This window comes from Bacteroidota bacterium (genome assembly GCA_020402865.1).
In the GTDB taxonomy this organism is placed as follows: Bacteria; Bacteroidota; Bacteroidia; order Palsa-965; family Palsa-965.
Genome location: JADBYT010000008.1, coordinates 290,835 through 316,087, shown reverse-complemented (window position 1 = coordinate 316,087; position 25,253 = coordinate 290,835). Strand labels below are relative to the sequence as shown.

Sequence of the window (25,253 nt, the reverse complement as noted above, 5' to 3'; positions counted from 1 at the left end):
AGCAACCGGTTTGATCGGAAGTGCATTTCATTTTGTATTTTTAACGCAATGGATATAGCAAGAATAACCACTACGCAAAACGTCGTTATTCAGTTTGAAACGGCCAGTGTGGGCGAGCGTTTTACCGCACGTCTGCTCGATATCCTGTTTATGGGTGCATACTGGCTCATTATTATGTGGGTTTCCTCCGCCGCAGTTAGTGCTGTTGATTATGAACAGGGAAATGTATTTCTGCCTTTGATGTTGCTGCTCATGCTGCCCGTTATGACTTATACACTCTGGACAGAAGCCTTGTTTTCGGGCCGCACGTTCGGGAAAATGATCATGGGTATTAAAGTGGTGAAAAGCGATGGCTCTCCTGCCGGTGCCGGCGATTTTGCCATACGCTGGATTACCCGCCTGCTTGAGTGCGAAGCGGCCATTTTTCCCGGTCTTGCCGCACTCATCAGCATTATCAGCAACCGCGGCCAGCGTATCGGCGATATGGCCGCCGATACCATTGTTATTCGTGTGAACCAGAAAACAAGTTTGCGCAGCACCATCCTCAGCTACGTACACCCCAACTACCGCATTGTATTCCCGCAAGTGCAGAAGTTCAACGACAAGGACATCAGCATCATCCGCGAAATCATGCTGCAGTCGTTTGAAACCAGTAATTATCAATTACTGGCGCGCCTGTCGCAAAAAGTAAAGGAAGAACTTGGCGTTTTTCCCCCGCCCCAGCAATTGCCCGATTTACAGTTTCTGAATATTGTGATTGCTGATTATACACATTTGCAGTTGGGGGTGCGGTGAAGCAACTTGTGTTGAGCATTTCTAAATCCGCTCAATAGCCAATAAATACGTGTTGATAAACGCAAAAAGAAACTCCGGGATAATCACAACCCCGGAGTTTCCAACAAACCGTTTTACCAGCTTACACTTTTATTTCATCGTCCTGAGCATTGAAGAAATGATACTCGAGGAACTGGTAAGATGAAACGGGTTTTACACTGATGGGGCGTTTGTAGCGACGCATCCATTTCCAGCGAAGTGAAGTAAGCCAGCCTTTTGTAATAAAAGCGGCGATGTAAGGATGTACGCGCAGTGTCACTTTCTTTTCGTTCTGCTCGCGCAATACATAGCGTAAATTGTTTTCAATCTGATCGATGAGCAATACACTGGCCTGAACCTGTCCGGTACCGCCGCAGGTAGGACATTTCTCGGCAGTTTCAATGTTGGTTTCGGGGCGCACACGCTCGCGGGTAATCTGCACGAGGCCGAATTTACTTGGGGGCAGAATGGTGTGCTTGGCCCGGTCGAGTTTCATCTCGTCGCGCAGCTTGGTGTAAAGAGCTTTGCGATTGTTGGGCGAGTGCATATCAATGAAGTCGATCACGATAATGCCGCCCATATCGCGCAGGCGGAGCTGGCGGGCAATTTCCACAGCAGCTTCCATGTTCACGTCAAGCGCATTGCTTTCCTGGTCGCTGTGCAGTTTAGAACGGTTGCCGCTGTTTACATCGATCACGTGCAGGGCTTCCGTATGTTCAATAATGAGGTAGGCGCCACTTTTCATGGTCACCGTTTTACCGAATAACGCCTTAATCTGGCGATCAATTCCGAAGTGCTCGAAAATAGGCTGTGTGCCTTTGATGTGCTTCAGAATTTTCTCCTTATCGGGCGCAATCGTCTGGAGGTACATTTTGATCTCGTCGTGCATGTGGCCGTCGTTTACGTGAATGGCGTTGAACGAGTTGTTCAGCATATCACGCAAAATGGCCGATGTACGGCTGAGTTCACCGAGTACGCGCTGCGGGGGCTTGGCTTTGATGAGCTCCTGGAAACAGGTGTTCCATTTGTTCACCAGGTCATTCATATCGGCATCGAGATCGGCTACTCCTTTTCCTTCGGCAACAGTACGAACGATTACACCGAAATTCTTCGGCTTGATGCTCATGATGAGCCTTTTCAGTCGTTCGCGTTCTTCGCTGCTTTTGATTTTCTGCGAAACAGAAACCTTTTCGGAAAACGGAATAAGCACAATGTAACGCCCTGCAATGGAAAGCTCGGATGTGATGCGCGGCCCTTTTGTAGAAATGGGTTCTTTTGCAATCTGAATCAGCACATGCTGATCGGGTTGCAGCACATCGCCAATTTTTCCGTCTTTGTTTATTTCCGGCTCGTTTTTAAAGTAGGTAAGCGCCGCGTGCTTTTGCTTGCCGGTAACGGTCATGCGCACAAATTTATTCAGCGACATTACCTGCGGACCGAGGTCGAAATAATGCAGGAAAGCGTCTTTCTCGTAGCCAACATCCACGAACGCCGCATTCAAGCCCGGCATCACTTTACGCACCCGGCCAAGGTAAATGTCGCCTACTGCAAACTGACTGTTGGTTTTCTCACGGTTGAGTTCCACCAGTCGCTTGTCGTTAAGTAGCGCGATCACCACCTCGGAGTTGGAGGCATCAATGATCAGTTCGTTTGACACAGATGTTAGCGCATTAAAATAAAGCATCGCCCTTGCCCCTTTCGGGTGGGCTGCTTACAGAGAATACAGTAAAGTTGAAGATTACTTAAAGCAGAATTTTCAGTGCTTTAAGACATACATATAAGAAGCGGGCTAAGGAAAACCGCAGCTTCGCTGCAATCAGGAAGCTGCGGTTTTTAAGCGGTCAGCCTCTTAGCGGTTCTTCTTCTTATGACGATTTTTTCTTAGGCGCTTCTTGCGCTTGTGGGTGGCCATCTTATGGCGCTTTCTTTTTTTACCGCTGGGCATGATGTAGTTGTTTTATGAATGAATTACTATTTGGATGAGCGGAGTTTGCGAATCGCATTCTCCACGTCATTTTTTACTAACGGATCGTCTGCTTTGGCCAGATAGGCTTCAAGGCAGGCGATGGTGTTGGCGGTGTCGCCTTTTTGTTCATACAGTTCGGCCAGGCTCAGGTTGAGGCCGTAGAGGTCGGGACGCAAACGCAGGGCTTTCTGGTAGCGTGCAATGGCTTTATCAAACTGCTGCGAACGCAGTGCAAAATCGCCAAGCACAAGTTGTGCGTTTACATTGGTCGAATCTGCTTTCTCCACCTCCAGCAGTTCGCGTATGCCCGCCATCGGATCCGATGTGCCCTGCACAATGGAAGCGCCAAGGCCTACGCGCGCATCAAGGTTGCCAGCGTCTATTGTTACCGCTTCACGAAAACAATGGATGGCGGATTCAAACAGCGTACCGAGGTACTGCGGCCCCAGCTTTTCGCCCTGAAAAGCAGCTGCACTCTGAAAACGCTCGCCCGCCACCTGCCAGTCAACAGACGACCCGTTACACGTTTCAGCTTTCTTCTGGCTGATGTAAGCCGCCAGAATGTGCTCGTTAAGGCTCAACGCCTGGCGAGCAGCCGAATCAAGCAGCGCACGGCGCAGTACGAAGTCGGTTTGCCCGGCTGCAAGCTTCTCGAAGCCTTCAATTTTTGCGAGCACATCGGCTGGCAAACGTTTACGGGCTTCGGTAACCTGCTGGTCAAGCGGCACAAGGTTGCCCGTTTGGGCAGCCTGCGGCATGGTATCAGTTGCTTTGCGCGCTTTGGGAACTGTATTTACAAAACTTAAAAGAACGAAACAGGCTGCTGCCGAGCCAAGCACTATCCACTGAGGTAATCCGAACCGGGCCATACGCAGCAGAACAGAAGGTTAGGACGCTTTTACGCTTTTCTTTACCTTCTCGGTAAATGTTTTCGCCGGCTTAAAAGCAGGCACGTTGTGAGCCGGGATAATTACCGACGTATTTTTCGAAATGTTACGACCGGTTTTTTCGGCGCGGCGCTTCACGATGAAGCTGCCAAAACCACGGAGATAAACATTATCTCCCTTTGCCAGTGAGCCTTTCACAACTTTCATGAAGGCTTCGATAGATGCCTGTACGGCTACCTTCTCAACGCCGGTCTTTTCGGCAATCTCTGCAACGATCTCTGCTTTGGTCATTGTATAAACTGTTTACAATCAATTTTTTATCAGGCACCCCTGCCGGATAATTAGGGCTGCAAATTTACGCATTTCTCCGTAACCCCAAAATTTACCTTTAATTTTAGCCGAATCTTTGCTAAAACAATGGATTTTTCAGCCGAATTACGCCAATGGTATCTCCGTCACCGCCGTGATTTGCCCTGGCGCAATACCCGAAATCCCTACCTGATATGGCTTTCGGAAGTAATTTTGCAGCAAACCCGTGTAGAACAGGGCCGTGCCTACTACGAACGCTTTGCCCGAACCTGGCCCGATGTAACTGCCCTTGCCAATGCCTCGGAAGAACAGGTGCTTAAACTCTGGCAAGGCCTCGGCTATTACTCGCGCGCCCGGAACCTTCATAAAACAGCGCAGCTGGTGGCAAAGGAGCATGGCGGAATTTTCCCGCAAACCTACCACGGCCTGCTCGCTTTAAAAGGTATTGGTGAATATACCGCCGCTGCCATCGGCTCGTTTGCCTTTGATATTGCCGAACCCGTGGTAGATGGCAACGTGTATCGTGTGCTGGCGCGCGTGTTTGGTGTGGATACGCCCATTGACAGCACCGCAGGCAAAAAACAATTCCGCCAGCTTGCCGCCGAACTGCTCGACCCCCGCGATCCGGCCACACACAACCAGGCCATTATGGAATTCGGCGCCGTGCAATGTGTGCCGCGCAATCCGCAGTGCCCGCAATGTCCTGTGGCCGCGCATTGTGTGGCCCGGCAAACCGGGCGCATTGGCCAGCTTCCCGCAAAAGCCCGCAAAACCAAAGTTACCGACCGCTGGTTACATTATTTTGTGTTGCGCAGTGGCAGCAGCGTTTATGTAAAACGTCGTGGCCCGGGCGATATCTGGCAGGGGCTTTACGATTTTCCGCTCATAGAAACCACTTCCGCAACCGACGATGCCTTGCAAACCGACCAGTGGAAAGGCTGGACAGCCGGCCGCAAGGCCGTGATCACGGAGGTTTCTGATGCGTTTTTGCATGTACTTAGTCACCAGCGCCTGCATGCCCGGTTTTATGAGGTAAAACTGAACAAGCCCCTCCCCGGCAAAATTGCATCAGACTGGCTGCTGGTTGATGATAAGTCGTTTCATAAACTGGCCGTGCCTGTACTTATAAGCCGTTATCTGAATGGACGGTGATGAAATTTTCTTTCTGCAGGATGAATTTTGCGGGAAAATGAACAGGAAGAAGGGGGTTGTAAAGAAATATTGAAAATAACTGCAAGATTAATCGTGCAAAATCGGGTTAAGGACTTAAACAATATTATCTTTGCTAAGCTACTCGGGATTGATAATCAGTAGAATGAGTTGTCCCAATTTGGCGATATGCGGTATTGTGCTAATTTTGTTTTTTTAACTCATATCTCACATTCAACAATATACAACTATCACATATTTAACCTGACACACACTTTTAACCAACACGTACACTATGGCTGGCGTTAACAAAGTAATTCTGATCGGTAATTTAGGTAAAGACCCGGAAGTTCGTTATCTCGAAGGAGGCATTGCAGTAGCTAATTTCCCGCTTGCAACTACAGAAACATTCCGCGACAAAAACGGCAACAAGAATGAACAGACCGAGTGGCATCAGATTGTGCTCTGGCGTCGTTTGGCTGAAGTAGCCGAAAAATTTCTCCGCAAAGGACAACAGGTTTACCTTGAAGGTAAAATCCGCAGCCGCAGCTGGGAAGACAAAGACGGCAATAAACGCTATACCACCGAAATTTTCGGTGATTCCCTCACTATCCTTACACGCAGCAATGACCAGGGACAGGGCGGCGGCTATCAGCGTCCGCAATACCAGCAGGGGCAGGGCGGCGGCTATCAGCAGGGCGGAAACACCGGTGCCGGGTACCAGCAAACCAGCAATTACCAGCAACAACAGCAAAACTACCAGCAGCAGCAAACCTTCAACATCGATCCTTCCAGCGATCCGATGCACCCTGCCGTGCTTGGTGATAATCCTGATGATCTTCCGTTCTAAACGAAAGCACATAGTTTTAGCGGCTCCGGTTTTTCCGGGGCCGTTTTTTTTGTGACGGATATTATACTGGCGAATGCGTGAATAATGATTATTTTCACCCTGCTGATGGTGCGATTTAACCACGTTGTTAATATTTATACGGCAGAGGCAGGCTCTGAAGCCGACATTGCGCAAACCGTGGCGCAGGAGTCGATGCGGCGTGCAAAAAATCTTAGCGGCGATGCCGCCGAAGTAGCACTGCTTGCCATTGCCGATGCGGAAGACGAAGTAGCCGTGCCGCGTGGTTTTGCTGCCTTGCCGCCGCTGCGGCGCTCCATTCTTAGTTTTGGCACATTTGCCAGCCAGCGCCGCCTGCCCGTGTTTGCCGATGTACTGCATGCAGCCGCTGCCGCTGTTCCCAGCGATTACATCATTTATACGAATGCCGATATTGCTGTAATGCCCGGCTTTTACAAAATGCTGGCACACTACGCCGCAAAAGGCTACGATGCCTTTGCCATAAACCGCCGCCGCATTCCGGCACGTTTCTCCGGCCCGCATCAGCTTGAAGAAATGTATGCCGAAGCCGGAGAAACACACACCGGCTACGATACAATCGTTTTTAAAACTGAACTCCTGCCACTGTTTACACTTGGCAATGTATGCATTGGAATACCTTTTTTTGATACCGTGCTCATGCATAACCTCTATGCGCACGCGCAGGATTTCAGGCTGTTTACCGGCAAGCATCTCACCTTTCACATCGGCCTCACACTTGTAAAACAATGGGGCGACGCCGACCAGTATGCGCACAACCGCCGCGAATACAGGCAGGTGCTCAAAACCTTGTACCCGCACTTCCGCATCGAAAAATTTCCCGGCGCCTCGCTTCCGTTTTTTACCCGTCATTTCAAATGGATAATGAATCCCACGTTCCATTATTCCACCATGCTGCGGCTCGATCTTGCGCAGCTTGGCCGCAAACGCCGTCATTACACGAAATACGAAAAACGCAGCCCGCGCGAGAAATGGTACGATTTCCTCATCCGCCGCATCAATTTTCCGGACGAGGACTGAGTGCCTGCAATTTTGCGTATTCATTCAACTGCGTGGCAATACGGCGTTTCAGCATGCGCCTGATCATTCCGCGCAGCTTGCCCGGCAGACGTTTTACCAGCGGATACTTTTGTTCCAGTGCCTGAAGGTCCAGCATAGACCGCACGTTGGCGCAGATTTCGTTTTTGTCTTTTTCAAACTCCGGCCTCAGCACATCCACAATTAGTACATAACGTTTATGTGGTGTGTGGTTCCATGCCCGGTGCAGGTGCGCATCACAAAACACCAGCCAGCGGCCTTCTTCCCAGGCGCGTTGTTTGCCGTTCACTTCCAGTCCGCAGTTGGGTAATTCGCCCGGAATCTGCAGGCCGAAATGGCAGCGTACAATGGCATTTGTATCGCCGTAGTGCGGGTGTATATCGCTTTCGGCATCAAGCACACTCAGCGCGGCAGAGGTGAGGCCGGGCATACGGGCAAACAACTCGCGCAGGGCCGGAATGCTTTTGCTGGCGGCATCGTTTTGCATGCCCCAGAAATAAAACGGCTCGGTTTTCCACGCATCGGGCCGCGAAGCAAGACTGCCGTAGAAATAAGGCTTTAAGGTGTGGCCCTGCGCATTGAGCCAGTGTTCTATATCGCTATGTATGCGGACAAAATTTTCTTCGGCCCACAACGCCCACGCAAATTCATGCGGATCAGAAAACGCCGGATAACTGCCCGTGTAGGCGCTGCCCCAATACGAATACCAGATACCCTCGGTGCTGCTCATGCGCGTTGAATAATAAATTGTGCCTGCTGTTCGGGTGTAAAACCGGCGGCCAGTTGAAAAAGATGCTGTGCCATATCATCCTGCTCATTGCTTATTGTGCAGGTGAATGACGTGCCAAAACGTTTTTGCAGAAACCGCCTCAGACTTGCCATTGATTCAAAATAGGTTTCGCGCGTTAGCAGATATTCCTGATTTTCCGCTTCGTCCTGCCCTGGCAGTAACCGATAACCGAGTTGCCGGTTAAAATCAATTGCATGTGTGTTGTGGCGCAGCACACGGATGTAATTGTATTCAAGACCAAGGATAAACGATATTTCAATGAGCAGCATAACCGCCGCTACAGGCACCGCAGTATTCCACCAGCTTTCATCCCAGATAAAAATTCCGCCCGATCCGGTCGTTTTTTTCTCCCAGTCAATATCACGTCCGTTCACCATCCCGATAAATTTACCGTCGTGTTCTATTAAATAAAAACCATGGTTTCGGTTGTTTATTTTACAAAACCATTCCTCCTGCATTTCGGGTGTAATTTCTTCCCTGAATTCCATGAACGAGCGTATCCGCTCCGAGTTACGGTAGTTTCGGACAAGTTCAATGTGTTCGTGCCTGATGCGTACCAGTGTTACACCGTAACCATTAATGATCATGCAGGTTGGGCATTAAATGGTATCATAAAATTTCTTCCACCGAGTAGGAGGGACGGCGGTTCTGCATTTTATAGAGATTATACAGATACTGACCAATAATACCCATGCAGAACATAAGCAGGCTGGTGGAGAAGAGAATTACAACAATGGTTGCGGTAAATCCAGGCACCGAACCATGCGCAATTTTCATCCAGATAAACCGCACACCGAGAATAAATGTAACCAGCGAAGTAAGCAGCCCGATCCACGTCATGAGTTTGAGCGGCAGCGCGGTGTAATGAATAACAATATTGGTATAAAGTGCCAGCAGTTTAATGCGGCTGTAGGTTGATTTTCCTTCGCGTCGCGGATGATGTTCAACCGGTGTGCTGGCAATGCGGCTGGTGTACCAGTGCAGTACTTCGTCGATAAAAAGGAAGCCTGTCTGGATGTGCGCACTGAGTTTTTGTGCAATATCGGTTTTGAGCAAACGGAATGAACTGCCGTTTCCGTTTTTCCCGGTTACGTAGGCTGAGGAGCGGCGCATAATCCAGCTGCCCGCATTTCGCCAGCCGGGGTGCTGTTTGCTGATATACTGACCATACACCACATCGGCACCTGTTTCGGCGGCACATGCCAGAAGTTTTGGTATTTCAGACGGCGGATGCTGAAGATCATCGTCCATGGTCACAGTGAGCATTCCGCGTGCAAAGCCAAAGCCACAGGCCAGGGCATTGTGCTGCCCGAAATTGCGGCGCAGCCTTACGGCAATAATATGCGCCGGATACAGCTCCTTGAGTTTGCGTAACTGCAGCCAGCTTTCATCGCGGCTGCCATCGTCCACAAAGATCACCTCCCAGTTTTGTCCGGCCATTGCCTTTTCAATTTCGGCATACAACACAGGCAGAGTTGACTGGCTGTTGTACACCGGAATTACAATGGAAATATCAGGAAGGGTCTGTGTCATTAGTCGCCGAGCAGGAAGCCGCCATCTAAAATAATATTAATTCCGGTAACCCAACGCGAAGCTGGCGAAAGCAGATAGATAGCCGCATTGGCTACATCTTCGGGGTAGCCCACGCCCAGCGGATAGCGCGCCATGTGTTTATCGAGTTCGGGCTTGGAGTATTCTTCTTCTACCTGATCGTAAAGCGGAGTTTTTACCATGCCCGGCGAAATGCAGTTGGCCCTGATTTGTTGTGCGGCAGTTTCGCGGGCAAGCACTTTTACATACGATTCGAGGGCTGCTTTGGAAGCACCGTACATGGCGCCGCCTTTGGGCGGATGCTGCCCCGAAATTGACGAAAGGTAAACCAGCGACGCACCCCGGTTAAGCTTTTTCTGGCGCATCAGCCCGGCTGTAAGCAAGGCCGGTGCTTCAAAATTAACCTCCATTTCAGTCAATTTCGACTGATCGATGAATCGGGTCGGAAATGCTTTTACAATGCCCGCACTGTGTACAAATCCATCAAGTGCAGGAAGCTGTTTTATCAATGTATCTCTGTCGTCGGCCTGTGTCAGGTCGGCCGCAAACAATTGGTGGTTTGTGCCGTCAAGCTGCTGAAGTGTTTCGTGCAGTCTCGCTTCATTACGACCGCTAAGCATAACACGGGCACCAAATGCGGCCGCCGAAATGCACACCTGCCGGCCAATGCCTGACGATGCGCCGGTTACCAGAATTGTTTTACCGGTAAGTTGGAAGGGTGATGATGACATGAGTAAGTTAAACAGCAAGCAAAGCAACGAACAAAAATGCGTTTCTCCCAATTGCTAATAAAATATCGCAAATATTCACTGATTTTGTTCGCGCTTTTGTATAATCTTTTGATTGAAAGGGGAGTAAGTTTTTCTTTTGAAATTGCGGAAAAGCAGGGTGTCTGGAAGAATGCCTTCGGTATCGGAACGCCTGTTTATGGGGTTAATAGATAAAAATGGTACTCAAAATCGCTGAAACGCTTTCTCCGCGTAGTTTTGATTGGCTCCAAAGCCTTAAATGGTAAGGGTTTTAGCTATTTGCAGCCTGAAAAATGTCCATTGTTCCAAAAACAACAACCTGAAAAATGTTCATTACACCCCAATTAACAACAAAAAAGCCCGCTTCTGAATAGAGGCAGGCTTGTTTATTATATTGTAGTTGCAACCGGTTTATTGATTGTTTTTATACATAAATAAGTTTATGTTAATGCGGCTTGAACTTTTTTAAAGTCAAATCTTCTGCTTAATCGGCAGTAGTTACTATTAGTTTAACAGGTAATGAATTATCACTCCTTATAAAATAACATCCGGGAGCCATTTCAACAGAAAATTCAATGCGTGTTTGGATGTTATTTAATGGTAATAATTGAATTACTTTTCCGTGAATGTCAATCACCGAAATTTGTCCGGCATTGTTTCCCGGGGGGATTTCAATAATAATATTTCCTCCCTGTGCAACCGGATTTTCTGAATGTAACATCAGCGTTTGTGGCTGCATTTCATCAATGCCTATCGGTGTAAGAAAACACTTGCAGTTGTCGCGGGCAACTAGAACAAAGTACTGGGATCCGTTGGTAGGCGAAAAGGTAAGCGGTACATTGCTGAGTACACTACCCGTAGTGCTGTTTACAGTTACATATCCGTTAAAGTCATTGTAATGAAACAAGCCAAACGAAGAATTGATTTCAGATTCACACATATATACTGCTTGTGTGGGAATACCGGTTTGTGTAATATTCGTTACTGCACCGGTTTGAATATTCAGTGTAGCCGGATAAAGTAAACCGGCATTCACATCCATACTAAGCCCGTACATTGTGGTGTCTTCACAATCCCAGAGCGATAATACAAAGTAGTTGCCCGGGCCTGTATAGGATGGTATGCATGAGGTTACCGTAAGGCCGGTTGTAATATCAACCCCTTTGTATCCATTTATCCCTTGGAAAAAATACATGCCTGCATCCGGGTCAAGAGAGCCTTTTGTTGTAGCTACAATGCCTGAGTCGATTGAACTTGGTGAAATTATTGTGATGTTGCCATTCTGAGGATCAATAGTAGCCAGTTTCATACTCAACTGATTTACCATTCCGTTACGGTACAGCCCGTATATCAGCGAATCACGACAATTATAATGCGGCATTTCAAAGTAATAGTTGGGAGGCAGGTTATACCGCACACGGCTTACTACCTGACCTGTATTTGTACTTACACCGATGAGTGAATCTGACTTGGAGAAATAGTACACATCGTTTACCGGATCAATTGTGGCATAGCAACTTGCTACGGTTCCGGTTATCGGAGTTGTAGAAATTTCATTCACAATGCCGGTAGTCGGGTCAAGTGAAGCGAGATAGAAACCGTTGGCCGGACTTTGAGCAAGACCATACAGAACAGTGGGGCTTTGCGCGGCAAGCTGCAAACAATTAAGTAACCCTGCAAAAAACACAGCCACAGTTAGTCGCTTTTTCATCGGAGAAGTTTTATTGAAAAATAATAAATCTTCCTGAAGAAACACCAGGAATGTAAACCTGATAAATACCCGGTGCAAGCCGAATATCGTTCAGGGTAAAATTCGAAGTTTGACGTGCTACATTCGTGGTAAATACAGTTTTCCCATTCACATCAATTATCTGCAGCCATCCGTTTTCTTTCAATGCCGGGAAAGTAAATGAAACCGTTGTGCCCGTAACCGCCGGATTCGGGAATACTCGCATCGGTTTTATACCCTCAGGTTCTGCCATGCCTACGCCGGGATTGGATAAAAAGCATTTGCAATTATCACGCGCAATCAGATCGAAATAGACATTGCCCGGAGGAGTGGAAAAGCTCAGCGCAGGGGTGGGGAGTATATTGCCCGTAATCAGGTCATACGATTGAAACGAGCCGTTGAAAAAGTGAAAAGCATTTGTAAACGGATTAATTTCCGACATTCCATTGGCCAGGATACCCTGGCCCATTGATGTGTTTGAAAGATTGGTTACCACACCAGTTACAGGGTTGATGATTGCGGGGTAAATAGCAGGCTGTGAGCTTGAACGGCTTATCCCATACATAATTCCGTCGTTGCAGTTGTAGGTAAGCATATCAAAATGCTCGCCGGGGCCGGTAAAACTGATGCCGGTTTGCGAAACGGTTAGCCCGGTTACAATATCAACGCCGGTAAGAATAACTCCGTTGTTAGAGCCGGCAATAAAGTAAAACACGCCGTTTACCGGATCAAGTGTTGATTTTGCAGTAAGTGAATAGGATTGCCCAACCGAAGCCGGCGAGATAATGGTACATCCGCCGGTATTTACATTCACCTTCGACAAAAAAAGTTCGGCCGGAGTAACAGTGCGGTAAATACCGTAGAGCGATGAATCAGCACAGTTGTATTGCATAAGGTCGAAATAAGTGCCTGCGGGTATGTTCAGCGCAAGCGTATCTGCAAGTCCGCTGTTCATATCAACTGAAAGCAAGAAAGGCCCACCCACACTGAAGAAAAACTTATTGTTAACGGGATCAATTGCCGAAAGTGGATTGAGAGCATAGCCCTGTGCAATGGATGAAGATGAAATTTCGGTGACCACCCCCGTACCCGGTTGCATGGATGCCAGATAGACCTGCGCAGGATTGAAATTGCGGGCGAGGCCGTAGATGGTAGATGTGGTTTGGGACTTGAGAAAGGCAGGGAGAAAAAGTAATACAAGAATGGCGCTTTTCATGCGGGTCGTTGTTAATAAAATAAATGGTTCAGGGGATGAGATTTAGAAAACACCTGAGAATCAGCTATTGTTTCCCGAAAAAATATTTTAACTGCATGTTGTTTGTATCAAAGATTTAGTACCTTTGCCGTCCCCAAAAACTGGACTAGGGGAAACACATTTTTGCAAAAACTGTTGAAAACCAACTAATTAAGTAACTTCACATGCCGACAATTCTCCAGCTCGTGCGCAAAGGCCGCCATTCTGCTCCCAACCGGAGCAAATCGGCTGCTCTCGATAGCTGCCCGCAAAAACGCGGAATCTGCACCCGTGTTTACACCACCACGCCCAAAAAGCCGAACTCGGCTCTGCGTAAAGTAGCCAAAGTACGTTTGACCAATAAAGTGGAGGTTATTGCATACATTCCGGGTGAAGGACACAACCTCCAGGAGCACTCAATCGTGCTGGTTCGTGGCGGTCGTGTGAAAGATCTTCCCGGTGTTCGTTACCACATCGTTCGTGGTGCGCTTGATACCGCTGGTGTGGAAGGCCGCAACCAGCGCCGTTCTAAATACGGTACCAAAAAGGCTAAAGCAGGCGCTGCTGCAAAAACCGGCGCTAAGAAAAAATAATCGCTGACCGCTTCATTTTTACTCAACCATGAGAAAAGCCAGAGCCAAAAAACGCATTCTGCTCCCGGATCCCAAGTTTAACGATATCCTGGTTACGCGTTTTGTGAACAATATGATGTATCAGGGCAAGAAATCGACTGCCTATAACATCTTCTATGATGCGATTGAAATCGTTGCCAAGCGCACCGAACAGGACGGTCTCGAAACCTGGAAGAAAGCACTTGCCAACGTTACTCCCAATGTGGAAGTTCGCAGCCGCCGTGTAGGTGGTGCCACCTTCCAGATTCCCCAGGAAATCCGCCCCGAGCGCCGTACCGCACTCGGTATCAAATGGCTGATCAGCTACGCACGCAGCCGCAACGAAAAATCAATGCCCGCCCGTCTGGCCGCTGAGATTGTTGCCGCTTCGAAAGAAGAAGGTGCCGCTTTCAAAAAGAAAGAAGACACCCACCGCATGGCCGAAGCCAACAAAGCATACTCGCACTTCCGTCTGTAATCTTGAGTTGAAGGAACACAATGAGCGATCTTCGTTTTACCCGTAATATCGGTATTGCCGCCCACATCGACGCCGGCAAAACCACCACCACAGAACGTATTCTGTACTACACCGGTGTAAACCACAAAATTGGTGAAGTACACGACGGCGCCGCTACCATGGACTGGATGGTTCAGGAGCAGGAGCGCGGTATCACCATTACCTCTGCGGCTACTTCTTGCTCGTGGAACTACCGCAATCAGAAGTACAAAATCAATATCATCGATACTCCGGGTCACGTTGACTTTACCGTTGAGGTAAACCGTTCACTGCGTGTTCTCGATGGTCTGGTGTTCCTGTTCTCGGCTGTTGACGGTGTTGAGCCCCAGTCTGAAACCAACTGGCGCCTGGCCAACAACTATAACGTTACCCGCCTCGGCTTCGTTAACAAAATGGACCGCGCCGGCGCCGACTTCCTCAACGTAGTGAAGCAGGTAAAAGAAGTTCTCGGTGGCAATCCCATTCCGCTGCAGCTCCCCATCGGTGCTGAAGAAAGCTTTAAAGGTGTGGTTGACCTCGTTAACTTCCGCGGTATCGAGTGGAACGAGAAAGATCAGGGAATGACCTTCAATGTGGTGCCGATTCCGGCCGACATGATGGACGAAGCCATGGAATGGCGCGAAAAACTCCTCGAAGCTATCGCCGAATTCGACGATAAACTCATGGAGAAGTTCTTCGAAGATCCCAACTCAATCTCTGAAGACGAAATTCTGGCCGCACTCCGTCAGGCCTGCGTACATAACAAAATCGTTCCCATGTTGTGTGGTTCTGCCTTCAAAAACAAAGGCGTTCAGACCATGCTCGACTACGTGATGGCGCTCATGCCTTCGCCGCTCGATAAAGACAATATCAAAGGAACCAATCCCGATACCGGCGAAGAACTTTCACGTCGTCCCGATGTAAAAGAACCCTTCACCGCCCTCGCTTTCAAAATTGCTACCGATCCGTTCGTTGGTCGTCTCGCTTTCTTCCGTGCATACGCTGGTCGTCTCGACGCCGGTTCTTATGTACTGAACACCCGCAGCGGCAACAAAGAACGGATTTCGCGTATCTTCCAGATGCACGCCAACAAACAGAACGCCATCGACTTCATCGAGGCGGGCGATATTGGCGCTGCGGTTGGATTTAAAGATATCCGCACCGGCGATACGCTCTGTGCTGAAAATGCTCCGATCGTACTCGAAGCCATGCAATTCCCCGAGCCGGTTATTGGTCTCGCCATCGAGCCCAAAACACAGGCCGACCTCGATAAACTCGGTGTTGCACTCAACAAACTTTCTGAAGAGGATCCCACCTTCCGTGTGAAGAGCGACGAAGAAACCGGCCAGACCATCATCAGCGGTATGGGCGAGCTTCACCTCGAAATTATCGTGGATCGTCTCCGTCGTGAGTTCAAAGTAGAAGTAAACCAGGGCGCTCCCCAGGTAAACTACAAAGAACGCATCAACGGCGAATCTGAGCACCGCGAAGTATATAAGAAACAAACCGGTGGCCGTGGTAAGTTTGCCGACATCAAAGTAGTAATCAGCCCGGTTGATGCCGACTTTGATGCTACCGACAAAAACGGCGGTCTCCAGTTCATCAACGAAATTACCGGCGGTAACATTCCCCGCGAATTTATCCCGGCAGTGGAAAAAGGTTTCCGCGCTGCAATGACCAATGGCGTTCTCGCCGGTTATCCGCTCGAAACACTCAAAGTTCGTCTGATCGACGGTTCTTACCACAACGTTGACTCTGACTCACTGTCATTCGAAATCTGCGCCAAAACCGCTTACCGTGAGGCGCTGCCCTCATGCCGCCCGGTAATTCTGGAGCCGATCATGAAAGTAGAAGTTATTACCCCCGAAGCCAACATGGGTGATGTGGTAGGTGACCTTAACAAGCGTCGCGGCCAGATCGAGGGTATGGACTCTAAGGCAGGTTCACAGGTAGTGAAAGCCAAAGTTCCCCTGTCGGAAATGTTTGGTTATGTAACCGCCCTGCGTACCATTACCTCAGGCCGTGCTACTTCTACCATGGAATTCTCGCACTTTGCCGAAGCTCCCCGGAATATTTCCGATGAAGTAATTGCCAAGGCAAAAGGCAACAAAGCTGAAAAAGTATAATCGCAACCAGATAACATGAGCCAGAAAATCCGGATCAAACTGAAGTCGTACGACTACAACCTGGTTGACAAATCGGCCGAGAAGATCGTGAAAACGGTTAAATCAACCGGCGCCGTAGTAAGTGGCCCCATTCCGCTGCCTACTCACAAGCGCATCTACACGGTTCTCCGCTCGCCGCACGTCAACAAGAAAGCGCGCGAACAGTTCCAGCTCTGCAGCTACAAGCGTTTGCTCGACATCTACAGCTCAACTTCAAAAACAGTTGACGCCCTGATGAAGCTCGAACTGCCCAGCGGCGTAGAAGTGGAAATCAAAGTGCCCTAGTCGTACAGACACAGAGAACAAGAACCAATTAAACAGTAATCAAAAACTACCATGTCAGGCTTGATAGGTAAAAAAGTAGGTATGACCAGCATCTTTGGTGCCAATGGCAAATATGTGCCATGCACGGTGATCGAAGTTGGTCCTTGCGTAGTAACGCAAGTGAAAACCGTTGAGAAAGACGGTTATGATGCCCTTCAGCTTGCCTTTGACGAAAAGAAAGAGAAGCACACCTCTTCAGCAATGCAGGGTCACTTCAAGAAAGCCGGTACTACTCCCAAGCGCAAGCTTGTAGAGTTCCGTTCTTTCGAAGAGGCCAAAAACACCGGCGATGTAATCACGGTGGAGCTGTTCCAGGAAGGTGAACTCGTTGACGTCAGCGGCATCTCAAAAGGCAAAGGTTTCCAGGGTGTAATGAAGCGTCACGGCTTCGGCGGTGTGGGTGGAACAACCCACGGTCAGCACGACCGTCTCCGCGCTCCTGGTTCACTCGGTAACTCTTCAGACGCATCGCGTGTAATGAAAGGCATGCGCATGGCTGGTCGCACAGGCGGCCGCACGGTGAAGAAGCAGAACCTGGAAATTATGAAAGTAATGCCCGAAAAGAACCTCCTCGTAGTGAAAGGTTCTATCCCCGGCGCTAAAGATTCATACGTAATCATCGAGAAATAATCATGGAAGTCACAGTGTATAACATCGACGGCAAGGCAACGTCGAAAAAGGTGAACCTCTCCGATGCGGTATTCGGCATTGAGCCGAACGACCATGCGATTTATCTCGATGTGAAGCAGTACCTTGCTGCTCAGCGTCAGGGAACGCATAAAGCAAAGGAGCGTGCCGAAATTGCCCGCACCACAAAGAAGCTTAAGCGCCAGAAAGGCACCGGTGGTGCCCGTGCCGGCAGCATGAAATCACCCCTGTTCCGTGGTGGTGGACGTGCTTTCGGACCCGAGCCGCGCGATTACAGCTTCAAACTCAACAAAAAAGTGAAGGCGCTTGCCCGTAAATCGGCGCTTGCTTACAAAGCAAAAGAAAGCAATATCACTGTTTTGGAAGACTTCAACTTCGAAGCTCCTGCCACCAAAAAATACGCGGAGATCCTCAACAGCCTCAAGGTTGCTGACAAAAAAACACTCCTCGTGTTAAACGGCACGAACAAAAACGTATATTTGTCGTCCCGAAATTTGACCAAGGCTAAAGTTGTAACTGTTTCAGAATTAAATACTTACGATATTCTGAACGCAAACAACGTAATCCTGATCGAAAGCTCGGTGAACACAATTGAAAACCTGTTGAACAACTAAGAAGCCATGAGCGTACTCATTAAGCCGATCATCACTGAGAAGCAGTCGCAGGCCGCCGAGAAACTGAACCGATTCGGGTTCATCGTTGACTCGAAGGCGAACAAGCTTCAGATCAAACAGGCCGTTGAAAAGATGTACGGTGTTGCCGTTGAGTCGGTAAACACAATGAACTACATCGGCAAAGTCCGCCAGCGTTACACACGCAGCGGAATGCAAGTCGGTATTGCCAACCGCGCCAAAAAGGCCGTCGTAACGCTCCGCAAAGGTGATACGATTGATTTCTATAGCAATCTCTAATCAAAGGCAGATAACTCAGGAGCCATGGCACTGAAGAAATTTCGTCCGCTCACACCCGCACAGCGTCACCGTATTCTGGTAACCAGCGAAGGCATTACTACCGGTACACCGGAAAAAAGCCTGCTGGCCCCGAAATCGAAATCCGGCGGTCGTAACAACACCGGAAAAATGACGATGCGCTACATCGGTGGCGGTCATAAACAGAAATATCGCATTATCGACTTCAAGCGCGATAAGCAGGATATTCCCGCAACGGTAAAAACGATCGAATACGATCCTAACCGTTCTGCCCGCATTGCCCTCGTGGTATATGCCGACGGCGAAAAGCGTTACATCATTGCCCCGACCGGCCTCAAAGTTGGTCAGACCGTGATGTCAGGCAAAAATGCCGTTCCCGAAGTAGGTCACGCCATGTTCCTGTCGGATATTCCGCTGGGTACCGTGATCCACAACATCGAGATGCGCCCCGGCCAGGGTGCGAAAATTGCCCGCAGTGCAGGTACCTACGCACAGCTCAGCGCCCGTGACGGTCGCTTCGCAGTACTTCGTCTTCCTTCTGGCGAGACACGTATGGTGCTCATTACCTGCCTCGCAACCATTGGCTCGGTATCAAACGCCGATCACAGCCTGGAAATGCACGGCAAAGCTGGTCGCAATCGTTGGCTGGGCCGTCGCCCCCGCAACCGTGGTGTAGCAATGAACCCGGTTGATCACCCGATGGGTGGTGGCGAAGGTCGCGCTTCTGGCGGTCACCCGCGCTCACGCAGCGGCAAACCCGCTAAAGGTCTCAAGACCCGCTACCCGAAAAAGTCCTCCAACAAGTACATCATCGAGCGCCGCAAAAAGTAATTAGCTAAGGCGTAAGAAGCAGAACCAAACATGGCACGTTCGCTCAAAAAAGGTCCTTATGTTGACCTTAAACTGGAAAAAAAGATCGACGCGATGAACACGTCGGGCAAGAAACAGGCTATCAAAACCTGGTCGCGCCGCTCGATGATCACGCCCGAGTTTGTTGGTCACACCTTTGCGGTTCATAACGGTAACAAATTCGTTCCCGTGTATGTTACCGAAAACATGGTCGGACATCGTCTTGGTGAATTTTCACCCACACGTACGTTCCGTGGCCATGCCGGCAACAAAGACAAGAAAAAGTAATTAACGAACCGACCAAACGACCAACAAACAAATGGCACGCAGAAAAGAAAATGTGGCTGCAGCTCGGAAGGACGCGATGAAAAGCACTTACATCGCCCGTCTGAACAATGTACCCACCTCGCCGCGTAAAATGCGTCTGGTAGCCGACCTGATCCGTGGTCAGGAAGTGTTCAAGGCGCTCAATATTCTCCGCTTCACCAATAAAGAAGCGGCAGGCCGTCTGGAGAAACTTCTCCGCTCGGCAATCGCCAACTACGAAAAGAAATCAGGCAGCACCGCACAGGCTGATGCCCTCTTCGTAAAAACTGTAATGGTTGACAGCGCTACCATGCTCAAGCGTATCTCTGCAGCACCGCAGGGCCGCGCCCACCGCATCCGCAAGCGTTCGAACCACGTAACGCTTGTTATCGACGAAATAAAGACCGCGTAAAGACACAACAATGGGACAAAAAGTAAATCCGATCGGTCTGCGCCTGGGTATCGTGCGTGGTTGGGATTCCAACTGGTATGGTGGCCGTAATTATGCCGAGAAAATTGTAGAAGACGAAAAGATCCGCGCCTACATGAAGGCCCGTCTTTCTAAGGGCAGCATCTCCAAAATTGTGATCGAGCGTACCATGAAGCTGATCACCGTTACGATCCACACGGCTCGTCCCGGTATCATCATTGGTAAAGGCGGTAAAGAAGTTGATAAACTCAAGGAAGAGATCAAAAAGCTCACCGGCAAAGAAGTTCAGATCAACATCTTCGAAGTGAAGCGCCCCGAGCTCGATGCTCGTCTGGTGGCCGACAGCATCGCCCGTCAGATCGAAGGCCGTATCTCTTTCCGTCGCGCAATCAAGATGGCTATCGCCTCTACCATGCGCATGGGAGCCGAAGGTATCAAGGTAAAATGTTCAGGCCGCCTTGCCGGTGCAGAAATTGCACGCGTGGAAGGTTACAAAGAAGGCCGCGTTCCCCTGCATACCCTTCGTGCTGATATTGACTATGCTCTTGCTGAAGCACACACCTCTTACGGCCGTATCGGCGTAAAAGTATGGATCTGCAAAGGTGAGCTGTATGGCAAAATCGACCTTTCACCCAACGCCAACGGTGCCCAGCGCGAAAAGCGTCAGGCTCCCGCAGGAGGCGAGCGCCGCGACGGCCGCCGCCAGCGCCGCGGTGGTGCACGCAAAGAAGGCAGCAGCAACACACCGGCCAGCAAATAATTCATAAGCAGAAAGTAATCGTACTAACGTCAGTCGATCATGTTACAGCCGAAACGGACGAAATTCCGGAAGCAACATAAGATGAAAGTGAAGGGCAATGCCACCCGTGGCAACCAGCTCGCTTTCGGATCATTCGCCATCAAATCGCTCGAAGAATGCTGGCTCACCGCCAAGCAGATCGAAGCCGCCCGTGTTGCCATGACACGTTACCTCAAGCGTGAAGGCCAGGTGTGGATCCGCGTATTCCCCGATAAACCCATTACCCGTAAGCCTGCAGAGGTACGTATGGGTAAAGGTAAAGGTGCCCCCGAATTCTGGGTGGCTGTGGTAAAACCCGGCTCTGTATTGTTCGAAGCAGAAGGTGTTCCGCTGGAAACCGCTAAAGAAGCCCTGCGCCTTGCCGCACAGAAGCTTCCGGTAACCACCAAGTTCATCGTTCGCGCTGATTACTCACCCGATAACGCCTAAGGCAGAATAATAATAACCAAGCGCGATGAAACAGAAAGATATCGCCCAATTGTCAGTGGCAGAGCTTCGTGAGCACCTCGCCCAGGAACAGGGTCAGCTCTCAAAGATGAAGCTCAATCATATGGTGTCTCCCATCGAGAACCCAATGAAAATCCGTGCCACACGCCGCACCATTGCCCGCCTGCAGACTGAAATCAGCAAGCGCAATGCAAACACAGCAACCAAGTAATCGTTCCACACCCAATAACGACTGATGAACATGGAACAAACCATTACCCGGAACCTCCGCAAAGAGAAAACCGGCACAGTGATCAGCAATAAGATGCAGAAATCCATCGTGGTTGCTGTGGAGCGCAAGGTGAAACACCCGAAATACGGGAAATTCATGAAGAAGACATCCACCTTCACCGCACACGACGAAAAGAACGAGTGCAACATCGGTGATGTTGTTCGCATCCAGGAAACCCGTCCGCTGAGTAAGACCAAATGCTGGCGCTTAGTGGAAATTGTAGAGCGGGCCAAGTAACCGAAGTCTGACGATTAGTAAAGCGATAAAGCGCGATGATCCAACAGGAATCCCGGCTTACAGTAGCCGACAACAGCGGAGCAAAAGAAGTACTCTGCATCCGTGTACTCGGAGGCACCAAGAAGCGTTATGCTTCTATCGGCGATAAAATTGTGGTAACCGTTAAGCACGCCCTGCCCTCCGGCAACGTGAAAAAAGGTACCGTATCGAAAGCCGTTGTGGTACGCACCAAAAAAGAAATCAGCCGTGCAGATGGCTCGTACATCCGTTTCGATGACAATGCCTGCGTACTGCTTAACGCTCAGGACGAACTCCGTGGCACCCGTATCTTCGGACCGGTAGCCCGCGAACTGCGCGATACCAATTACACCAAGATCATTTCACTTGCACCTGAAGTGCTCTAATCAGAACCAGCAAAATGGCAAAGCTGAAAATTAAAAAAGGCGACACTGTTCTGGTGATCTCTGGCGAGCACAAGAGCAGCAAAGAACGCTACAAAGTGCTGTCAGTAAATACCGACACGCACCGCGTTACCCTCGAAGGTGTGACTGTGAAGAAACACACCAAGCCCACCTCGAAATATCCGAATGGTGGTATCGTGGACGTTCCCGCAACGATCCATATCTCGAACCTGATGCTCGTTGACGGCTCAGGCAACGCTACCCGCGTAGGCCGCCGTGTTGATGAGAAGACCGGTAAAATCGAACGTTTTTCCAAAAAATCGAAGGAGGCAATCAAGTAATGGCTACCTCGACCTACAATCCGCGCATGAAGGCGCTTTACCGTGAGCAGGCTGTGCCCGCGCTCCAGAAGCGTTTCAACTACAAAAGCCCTATGCAGGTTCCCCGTCTGGAGAAAATCTGCCTCAATCAGGGTATCGGCGATGCGGTTGCTGATAAAAAGCTCATTGAAGGTGCGCTGAAAGAAATGGCTACCATCACCGGCCAGAAGCCTGTGTCAACCATTTCCCGTAAAGACATCTCAAACTTCAAACTCCGTAAAGGCGTAGCCATCGGTGTGAAAGTAACCCTGCGCGGCGACCGCATGTGGGAGTTCCTCGATCGTCTGGTTTCTACTGCACTTCCCCGTATCCGCGATTTCCGCGGTATCAACGAGAAAGGCTTCGACGGAAAAGGAAATTACACCCTGGGTGTGACCGAACAGATCATTTTCCCTGAGATCGATATTGACAAAGTAGCCAAGATCATGGGTATGGACATTACCTTCGTTACATCGGCCAATACCGATGAGGAAGCTAAGGCTTTGCTCTCAGAATTTGGTTTACCGTTCAAAAATCAGAAAAAATAATTATCTTCGCACCCCGTTTAAGGCTGGAACATGGCTAAAGAATCAATGAAGGCGCGCGAAGTAAAGCGCCAAAAGCTGGTAGATAAGTACGCTGAAAAGCGCGAACAGCTTAAGAAAGAAGGCAATTGGACTGAACTCCAGAAGCTGCCCCGTAACTCTTCACCGGTGCGTTTGCGCAACCGTTGTAAAGTTACCGGCCGCCCCCGCGGTTACAACCGTCAGTTCGGTCTCTGCCGTAACCAACTGCGTGAAATGGCTCTCGCCGGAAAAATCCCCGGTGTAACCAAATCAAGCTGGTAAACTAAGTAAGTACAGACGCTCTTTGCGTTTTGTATAATTATCCTGCGTGCGGGATAACATATAAAACAACTAAAATGACTGATACAATCTCTGATTACCTCACCCGTGTGAGGAACGCCATCAAGGCAAATCACCGTGTTGTGGAAATTCCCGCTTCCAACACGAAGAAGGCGATCACCAAGATCCTCTTCGAGAAAGGTTACATTCTCAACTATAAGTTTGATGAAACTGCAAACAAGCAGGGTGTAATCAAAATTGCTCTCAAGTATCATCCCGTTACCAAACAGCCCGCTATCCGCGGTCTCGTTCGTGTTTCTAAACCGGGTCTTCGTCAGTACGCAGGCGTTTCTGAAGTGCCCCGCGTAATGAACGGACTCGGCGTGGCTATTTTGTCAACTTCCAAAGGTCTGATGACCGACAAAGAAGCCCGTAAAGACAATGTAGGTGGCGAAGTTCTTTGTTTTGTTTACTAATCTAACGGAGGATCATCTACTATGTCACGAATTGGTAAACTTCCGATTACACTGCCCCAGGGCGTTACCGTTACGGTTAGCGACAAAAACCTTATCACAGTAAAAGGTCCCAAAGGCGAGCTTAAGCGCTCAATCGATCCCGATATGCAGGTTTCTGTTGATGCAGGCGTTCTCACCGTAGTACGTCCCACCGAACAGAAACGTCACAAAGCCCTTCACGGTCTTTACCGTGCCCTGATTCAGAACATGGTTACCGGTGTATCTGCCGGTTACAAAACTGAGCAGGAACTGGTAGGTGTAGGTTACCGTGCGGCCATCAAAGGTCAGCAGCTGGAGCTTACCCTGGGCTACTCGCACAACATCATCTTCGAACTTCCCGAAGAAGTGAAAGCCACCACCACTGCTGAAAAAGGTCAGAACCCGAAAATCATTCTCGAATGCAACGACAACGAGTTGCTGGGTATGGTAGCGGCCAAGATCCGTTCACTCCGTAAGCCGGAGCCGTACAAAGGCAAGGGTATCAAGTTCACCGGCGAAATACTGCGCCGCAAAGCAGGTAAATCAGCCGGTAAATAATAAACAAAGGTCTTACACACCCCTGAGGGGCTCCCGGCCAAATCCGGGCGATAAAGACACCACGAACAATGGCAATTACAAAAGAACAACGCCGCAAACGCATCCAGATGCGCATCCGCAAGCGCCTGTCGGGCACGACAGCCTCGCCGCGTCTGAGCGTATTCCGCAGCAACAAGGATATCTACGTTCAAATCATCGACGATACCAAAGGTGTTACCCTTGTAGCCGCATCATCTCGCGAGAAAGCGATCGCCGGCCAGAAAGTAAACAAAATCGATCAGGCCAAGCTGGTGGGCAATGCAATTGCCCAGAAAGCTATCGCAGCCGGTATCACTACCATCGTATTCGACCGCGGTGGTTACCTGTACCATGGCCGAGTGAAAGCACTCGCCGAGGCAGCACGCGAAGGAGGTCTTCAATTCTAATGAATCATCCCCTGTGAAGGGTTAATGCAACAGCAGAAATGGCAAATGTTAACGTAAAACGCGTCAAGTCCAGCGACATCGAACTGAAAGATCGTTTGGTTGGCGTGCAGCGTGTAACCAAAGTAACCAAAGGCGGCCGTGCTTTCCGTTTTACCGCTATCGTAGTGGTAGGTAACGAAAAAGGCGTGGTAGGTTACGGTCTCGGTAAAGCGAAGGAAGTTACCGACGCAATCACCAAGGCAATTGAAGATGCCAAGAAGAACCTCGTAAAGGTGTGCATCGTGAACGGTTCTGTTCCGCACCCTCAGGAAGGTAAATTCGGCGGCTCGCTCGTATTCCTCAAGCCCGCTTCGCACGGTACCGGTGTAATTGCCGGAGGTGCTATGCGCGCCGTGCTTGAGAGCGTTGGTATTACCGACGTACTCGCGAAGAGCAAAGGCTCATCAAACCCGCACAACGTAGTAAAAGCTACAATGGCGGCCCTGATGCAGCTCCGCGATGCCCACAGCGTTGCTCAGCAGCGTGGCATTTCAATGGATAAAGTGTTCAACGGCTAAC

The 25,253-nt window shown here is 49.7% G+C and carries 35 protein-coding genes; 26 read left to right on the top strand and 9 right to left on the bottom strand.

The genetic code is table 11. The features are described from left to right. Positions 1–48: 48 nt before the first annotated feature. Positions 49–795, top strand: a complete 747-nt coding sequence (locus IM638_07170) for an RDD family protein (GenBank protein MCA6362803.1) — start codon at positions 49–51, stop codon at positions 793–795. A gap of 121 nt (positions 796–916) precedes the next feature. Here the strand turns inward: IM638_07170 and IM638_07165 are convergent, their stop codons facing one another. The 3 genes from IM638_07165 to IM638_07155 form a co-directional block, all read right to left on the bottom strand. Beyond that, positions 917–2,470 (bottom strand): Rne/Rng family ribonuclease, encoded by a 1,554-nt coding sequence (locus IM638_07165; GenBank protein MCA6362802.1) that lies wholly within the window; start codon positions 2,468–2,470, stop codon positions 917–919. 314 nt (positions 2,471–2,784) lie between these two features. Further along, entirely contained in the window at positions 2,785–3,648 is an 864-nt protein-coding gene (locus tag IM638_07160; GenBank protein MCA6362801.1) for a tetratricopeptide repeat protein, read from the bottom strand. A gap of 18 nt (positions 3,649–3,666) precedes the next feature. Continuing rightward, positions 3,667–3,957, bottom strand: a complete 291-nt coding sequence (locus IM638_07155) for an integration host factor subunit beta (protein MCA6362800.1) — start codon at positions 3,955–3,957, stop codon at positions 3,667–3,669. 126 nt (positions 3,958–4,083) lie between these two features. Between IM638_07155 and mutY the strand changes: the two genes are divergently transcribed. The 3 genes from mutY to IM638_07140 all read left to right on the top strand — a co-directional run bounded on the left by mutY (position 4,084) and on the right by IM638_07140 (position 7,030). Further along, the gene (gene mutY, locus IM638_07150; GenBank protein ID MCA6362799.1) at positions 4,084–5,127 is read left to right on the top strand and encodes an A/G-specific adenine glycosylase; all 1,044 of its coding nucleotides are present in this window, start codon (positions 4,084–4,086) and stop codon (positions 5,125–5,127) included. Between the two features lie 292 nt (positions 5,128–5,419). Beyond that, positions 5,420–5,974 carry a single-stranded DNA-binding protein gene (locus tag IM638_07145; GenBank protein ID MCA6362798.1) on the top strand — a complete coding sequence of 185 codons (555 nt, stop codon included), beginning with the start codon at positions 5,420–5,422 and terminating at the stop codon, positions 5,972–5,974. Between the two features lie 84 nt (positions 5,975–6,058). Further along, positions 6,059–7,030 carry a hypothetical protein gene (locus IM638_07140; GenBank protein MCA6362797.1) on the top strand — a complete coding sequence of 324 codons (972 nt, stop codon included), beginning with the start codon at positions 6,059–6,061 and terminating at the stop codon, positions 7,028–7,030. Here the strand turns inward: IM638_07140 and IM638_07135 are convergent. The 6 genes from IM638_07135 to IM638_07110 form a co-directional block, all read right to left on the bottom strand. After that, positions 7,008–7,778 carry an aspartyl/asparaginyl beta-hydroxylase domain-containing protein gene (locus IM638_07135; protein ID MCA6362796.1) on the bottom strand — a complete coding sequence of 257 codons (771 nt, stop codon included), beginning with the start codon at positions 7,776–7,778 and terminating at the stop codon, positions 7,008–7,010. The genes IM638_07140 and IM638_07135 overlap by 23 nt on opposite strands. Then, positions 7,775–8,425: a GNAT family N-acetyltransferase gene (locus IM638_07130; protein MCA6362795.1), complete on the bottom strand. Its 651-nt coding sequence runs from the start codon at positions 8,423–8,425 to the stop codon at positions 7,775–7,777. The genes IM638_07135 and IM638_07130 overlap by 4 nt, the downstream gene beginning before the upstream one ends. Positions 8,426–8,447: 22 nt before the next feature. Continuing rightward, positions 8,448–9,371 carry a glycosyltransferase family 2 protein gene (locus tag IM638_07125; GenBank protein ID MCA6362794.1) on the bottom strand — a complete coding sequence of 308 codons (924 nt, stop codon included), beginning with the start codon at positions 9,369–9,371 and terminating at the stop codon, positions 8,448–8,450. Next, positions 9,371–10,120 (bottom strand): SDR family oxidoreductase, encoded by a 750-nt coding sequence (locus IM638_07120; protein ID MCA6362793.1) that lies wholly within the window; start codon positions 10,118–10,120, stop codon positions 9,371–9,373. Before IM638_07120 ends, IM638_07125 begins: the two co-directional genes overlap by 1 nt. A gap of 502 nt (positions 10,121–10,622) precedes the next feature. After that, positions 10,623–11,849 carry a hypothetical protein gene (locus tag IM638_07115; protein ID MCA6362792.1) on the bottom strand — a complete coding sequence of 409 codons (1,227 nt, stop codon included), beginning with the start codon at positions 11,847–11,849 and terminating at the stop codon, positions 10,623–10,625. Between the two features lie 10 nt (positions 11,850–11,859). Next, on the bottom strand, positions 11,860–13,083 hold the full coding sequence (locus tag IM638_07110) for a T9SS type A sorting domain-containing protein (protein ID MCA6362791.1): 1,224 nt from the start codon (positions 13,081–13,083) through the stop codon (positions 11,860–11,862). Positions 13,084–13,286: 203 nt separating this feature from the next. Here IM638_07110 and IM638_07105 point away from each other — a divergent pair, with 203 nt between their 5' ends. The 22 genes from IM638_07105 (at position 13,287) to rpsE (ending at position 25,252) form a co-directional block, all read left to right on the top strand. Continuing rightward, positions 13,287–13,694: a 30S ribosomal protein S12 gene (locus IM638_07105; protein ID MCA6362790.1), complete on the top strand. Its 408-nt coding sequence runs from the start codon at positions 13,287–13,289 to the stop codon at positions 13,692–13,694. Positions 13,695–13,722: 28 nt separating this feature from the next. Continuing rightward, a complete protein-coding gene (gene rpsG, locus IM638_07100) occupies positions 13,723–14,190 on the top strand; it encodes a 30S ribosomal protein S7 (GenBank protein MCA6362789.1) in 468 nt (155 codons plus the stop codon). 20 nt (positions 14,191–14,210) lie between these two features. Continuing rightward, positions 14,211–16,334: an elongation factor G gene (gene fusA, locus IM638_07095; GenBank protein MCA6362788.1), complete on the top strand. Its 2,124-nt coding sequence runs from the start codon at positions 14,211–14,213 to the stop codon at positions 16,332–16,334. Positions 16,335–16,349: 15 nt separating this feature from the next. Beyond that, on the top strand, positions 16,350–16,658 hold the full coding sequence (gene rpsJ, locus IM638_07090) for a 30S ribosomal protein S10 (GenBank protein ID MCA6362787.1): 309 nt from the start codon (positions 16,350–16,352) through the stop codon (positions 16,656–16,658). A gap of 51 nt (positions 16,659–16,709) precedes the next feature. Then, a complete protein-coding gene (rplC, locus tag IM638_07085) occupies positions 16,710–17,327 on the top strand; it encodes a 50S ribosomal protein L3 (GenBank protein MCA6362786.1) in 618 nt (205 codons plus the stop codon). A 2-nt stretch (positions 17,328–17,329) separates the two neighbouring features. After that, the gene (rplD, locus tag IM638_07080) at positions 17,330–17,959 is read left to right on the top strand and encodes a 50S ribosomal protein L4 (protein ID MCA6362785.1); all 630 of its coding nucleotides are present in this window, start codon (positions 17,330–17,332) and stop codon (positions 17,957–17,959) included. A 6-nt stretch (positions 17,960–17,965) separates the two neighbouring features. Beyond that, the gene (gene rplW / locus IM638_07075) at positions 17,966–18,256 is read left to right on the top strand and encodes a 50S ribosomal protein L23 (protein ID MCA6362784.1); all 291 of its coding nucleotides are present in this window, start codon (positions 17,966–17,968) and stop codon (positions 18,254–18,256) included. A 24-nt stretch (positions 18,257–18,280) separates the two neighbouring features. Next, the gene (gene rplB, locus IM638_07070) at positions 18,281–19,105 is read left to right on the top strand and encodes a 50S ribosomal protein L2 (protein ID MCA6362783.1); all 825 of its coding nucleotides are present in this window, start codon (positions 18,281–18,283) and stop codon (positions 19,103–19,105) included. A 30-nt stretch (positions 19,106–19,135) separates the two neighbouring features. Beyond that, positions 19,136–19,411, top strand: coding sequence for a 30S ribosomal protein S19 (rpsS, locus tag IM638_07065; GenBank protein ID MCA6362782.1), 276 nt, complete (start codon positions 19,136–19,138; stop codon positions 19,409–19,411). Positions 19,412–19,442: 31 nt separating this feature from the next. Beyond that, complete coding sequence (rplV, locus tag IM638_07060) at positions 19,443–19,841, top strand: 50S ribosomal protein L22 (GenBank protein MCA6362781.1); 399 nt, start codon at positions 19,443–19,445, stop codon at positions 19,839–19,841. Between the two features lie 10 nt (positions 19,842–19,851). After that, the gene (gene rpsC, locus IM638_07055) at positions 19,852–20,619 is read left to right on the top strand and encodes a 30S ribosomal protein S3 (GenBank protein ID MCA6362780.1); all 768 of its coding nucleotides are present in this window, start codon (positions 19,852–19,854) and stop codon (positions 20,617–20,619) included. 39 nt (positions 20,620–20,658) lie between these two features. Then, positions 20,659–21,087: a 50S ribosomal protein L16 gene (gene rplP / locus IM638_07050; GenBank protein ID MCA6362779.1), complete on the top strand. Its 429-nt coding sequence runs from the start codon at positions 20,659–20,661 to the stop codon at positions 21,085–21,087. A gap of 25 nt (positions 21,088–21,112) precedes the next feature. Next, positions 21,113–21,316 carry a 50S ribosomal protein L29 gene (gene rpmC / locus IM638_07045; GenBank protein MCA6362778.1) on the top strand — a complete coding sequence of 68 codons (204 nt, stop codon included), beginning with the start codon at positions 21,113–21,115 and terminating at the stop codon, positions 21,314–21,316. A gap of 30 nt (positions 21,317–21,346) precedes the next feature. Then, positions 21,347–21,613, top strand: a complete 267-nt coding sequence (gene rpsQ / locus IM638_07040) for a 30S ribosomal protein S17 (protein ID MCA6362777.1) — start codon at positions 21,347–21,349, stop codon at positions 21,611–21,613. A 35-nt stretch (positions 21,614–21,648) separates the two neighbouring features. Continuing rightward, positions 21,649–22,017, top strand: coding sequence for a 50S ribosomal protein L14 (gene rplN, locus IM638_07035; GenBank protein ID MCA6362776.1), 369 nt, complete (start codon positions 21,649–21,651; stop codon positions 22,015–22,017). A 14-nt stretch (positions 22,018–22,031) separates the two neighbouring features. Further along, positions 22,032–22,355: a 50S ribosomal protein L24 gene (gene rplX, locus IM638_07030; protein ID MCA6362775.1), complete on the top strand. Its 324-nt coding sequence runs from the start codon at positions 22,032–22,034 to the stop codon at positions 22,353–22,355. Continuing rightward, complete coding sequence (gene rplE, locus IM638_07025) at positions 22,355–22,921, top strand: 50S ribosomal protein L5 (protein MCA6362774.1); 567 nt, start codon at positions 22,355–22,357, stop codon at positions 22,919–22,921. Before rplX ends, rplE begins: the two co-directional genes overlap by 1 nt. 30 nt (positions 22,922–22,951) lie before the next feature. Further along, entirely contained in the window at positions 22,952–23,221 is a 270-nt protein-coding gene (rpsN, locus tag IM638_07020; protein ID MCA6362773.1) for a 30S ribosomal protein S14, read from the top strand. 74 nt (positions 23,222–23,295) lie between these two features. Further along, positions 23,296–23,694 (top strand): 30S ribosomal protein S8, encoded by a 399-nt coding sequence (gene rpsH / locus IM638_07015; GenBank protein MCA6362772.1) that lies wholly within the window; start codon positions 23,296–23,298, stop codon positions 23,692–23,694. A gap of 21 nt (positions 23,695–23,715) precedes the next feature. Further along, entirely contained in the window at positions 23,716–24,270 is a 555-nt protein-coding gene (rplF, locus tag IM638_07010; GenBank protein MCA6362771.1) for a 50S ribosomal protein L6, read from the top strand. 68 nt (positions 24,271–24,338) lie between these two features. Continuing rightward, the gene (rplR, locus tag IM638_07005; protein MCA6362770.1) at positions 24,339–24,695 is read left to right on the top strand and encodes a 50S ribosomal protein L18; all 357 of its coding nucleotides are present in this window, start codon (positions 24,339–24,341) and stop codon (positions 24,693–24,695) included. A gap of 38 nt (positions 24,696–24,733) precedes the next feature. After that, the gene (gene rpsE, locus IM638_07000; protein MCA6362769.1) at positions 24,734–25,252 is read left to right on the top strand and encodes a 30S ribosomal protein S5; all 519 of its coding nucleotides are present in this window, start codon (positions 24,734–24,736) and stop codon (positions 25,250–25,252) included. Position 25,253 lies beyond the last annotated feature (1 nt).

Excerpts from the sequence above, each read along its gene's own strand:
- IM638_07140 (MCA6362797.1), top strand. The coding sequence starts at position 6,059 with ATGATTATTTTCACCCTGCTGATGGTGCGATTTAACCACGTTGTTAAT.
- rplV (MCA6362781.1), top strand. The coding sequence starts at position 19,443 with ATGGCACGCAGAAAAGAAAATGTGGCTGCAGCTCGGAAGGACGCGATG.
- rplX (MCA6362775.1), top strand. The coding sequence starts at position 22,032 with ATGGCAAAGCTGAAAATTAAAAAAGGCGACACTGTTCTGGTGATCTCT.
- rpsE (MCA6362769.1), top strand. The coding sequence starts at position 24,734 with ATGGCAAATGTTAACGTAAAACGCGTCAAGTCCAGCGACATCGAACTG.
- rplP (MCA6362779.1), top strand. The coding sequence starts at position 20,659 with ATGTTACAGCCGAAACGGACGAAATTCCGGAAGCAACATAAGATGAAA.
- rpsS (MCA6362782.1), top strand. The coding sequence starts at position 19,136 with ATGGCACGTTCGCTCAAAAAAGGTCCTTATGTTGACCTTAAACTGGAA.
- rplW (MCA6362784.1), top strand. The coding sequence starts at position 17,966 with ATGAGCGTACTCATTAAGCCGATCATCACTGAGAAGCAGTCGCAGGCC.
- rpsJ (MCA6362787.1), top strand. The coding sequence starts at position 16,350 with ATGAGCCAGAAAATCCGGATCAAACTGAAGTCGTACGACTACAACCTG.
- rpsQ (MCA6362777.1), top strand. The coding sequence starts at position 21,347 with ATGGAACAAACCATTACCCGGAACCTCCGCAAAGAGAAAACCGGCACA.
- rpsG (MCA6362789.1), top strand. The coding sequence starts at position 13,723 with ATGAGAAAAGCCAGAGCCAAAAAACGCATTCTGCTCCCGGATCCCAAG.
- rplC (MCA6362786.1), top strand. The coding sequence starts at position 16,710 with ATGTCAGGCTTGATAGGTAAAAAAGTAGGTATGACCAGCATCTTTGGT.
- rpsH (MCA6362772.1), top strand. The coding sequence starts at position 23,296 with ATGACTGATACAATCTCTGATTACCTCACCCGTGTGAGGAACGCCATC.
- IM638_07135 (MCA6362796.1), bottom strand. The coding sequence starts at position 7,778 with ATGAGCAGCACCGAGGGTATCTGGTATTCGTATTGGGGCAGCGCCTAC.
- IM638_07155 (MCA6362800.1), bottom strand. The coding sequence starts at position 3,957 with ATGACCAAAGCAGAGATCGTTGCAGAGATTGCCGAAAAGACCGGCGTT.
- rplB (MCA6362783.1), top strand. The coding sequence starts at position 18,281 with ATGGCACTGAAGAAATTTCGTCCGCTCACACCCGCACAGCGTCACCGT.
- rplR (MCA6362770.1), top strand. The coding sequence starts at position 24,339 with ATGGCAATTACAAAAGAACAACGCCGCAAACGCATCCAGATGCGCATC.
- IM638_07125 (MCA6362794.1), bottom strand. The coding sequence starts at position 9,371 with ATGACACAGACCCTTCCTGATATTTCCATTGTAATTCCGGTGTACAAC.
- IM638_07105 (MCA6362790.1), top strand. The coding sequence starts at position 13,287 with ATGCCGACAATTCTCCAGCTCGTGCGCAAAGGCCGCCATTCTGCTCCC.
- rpmC (MCA6362778.1), top strand. The coding sequence starts at position 21,113 with ATGAAACAGAAAGATATCGCCCAATTGTCAGTGGCAGAGCTTCGTGAG.
- IM638_07120 (MCA6362793.1), bottom strand. The coding sequence starts at position 10,120 with ATGTCATCATCACCCTTCCAACTTACCGGTAAAACAATTCTGGTAACC.
- rpsN (MCA6362773.1), top strand. The coding sequence starts at position 22,952 with ATGGCTAAAGAATCAATGAAGGCGCGCGAAGTAAAGCGCCAAAAGCTG.
- IM638_07130 (MCA6362795.1), bottom strand. The coding sequence starts at position 8,425 with ATGATCATTAATGGTTACGGTGTAACACTGGTACGCATCAGGCACGAA.
- IM638_07145 (MCA6362798.1), top strand. The coding sequence starts at position 5,420 with ATGGCTGGCGTTAACAAAGTAATTCTGATCGGTAATTTAGGTAAAGAC.
- rplN (MCA6362776.1), top strand. The coding sequence starts at position 21,649 with ATGATCCAACAGGAATCCCGGCTTACAGTAGCCGACAACAGCGGAGCA.
- mutY (MCA6362799.1), top strand. The coding sequence starts at position 4,084 with ATGGATTTTTCAGCCGAATTACGCCAATGGTATCTCCGTCACCGCCGT.
- rplD (MCA6362785.1), top strand. The coding sequence starts at position 17,330 with ATGGAAGTCACAGTGTATAACATCGACGGCAAGGCAACGTCGAAAAAG.
- rplF (MCA6362771.1), top strand. The coding sequence starts at position 23,716 with ATGTCACGAATTGGTAAACTTCCGATTACACTGCCCCAGGGCGTTACC.
- IM638_07110 (MCA6362791.1), bottom strand. The coding sequence starts at position 13,083 with ATGAAAAGCGCCATTCTTGTATTACTTTTTCTCCCTGCCTTTCTCAAG.
- rpsC (MCA6362780.1), top strand. The coding sequence starts at position 19,852 with ATGGGACAAAAAGTAAATCCGATCGGTCTGCGCCTGGGTATCGTGCGT.
- IM638_07160 (MCA6362801.1), bottom strand. The coding sequence starts at position 3,648 with ATGGCCCGGTTCGGATTACCTCAGTGGATAGTGCTTGGCTCGGCAGCA.
- rplE (MCA6362774.1), top strand. The coding sequence starts at position 22,355 with ATGGCTACCTCGACCTACAATCCGCGCATGAAGGCGCTTTACCGTGAG.
- fusA (MCA6362788.1), top strand. The coding sequence starts at position 14,211 with ATGAGCGATCTTCGTTTTACCCGTAATATCGGTATTGCCGCCCACATC.
- IM638_07115 (MCA6362792.1), bottom strand. The coding sequence starts at position 11,849 with ATGAAAAAGCGACTAACTGTGGCTGTGTTTTTTGCAGGGTTACTTAAT.
- IM638_07170 (MCA6362803.1), top strand. The coding sequence starts at position 49 with ATGGATATAGCAAGAATAACCACTACGCAAAACGTCGTTATTCAGTTT.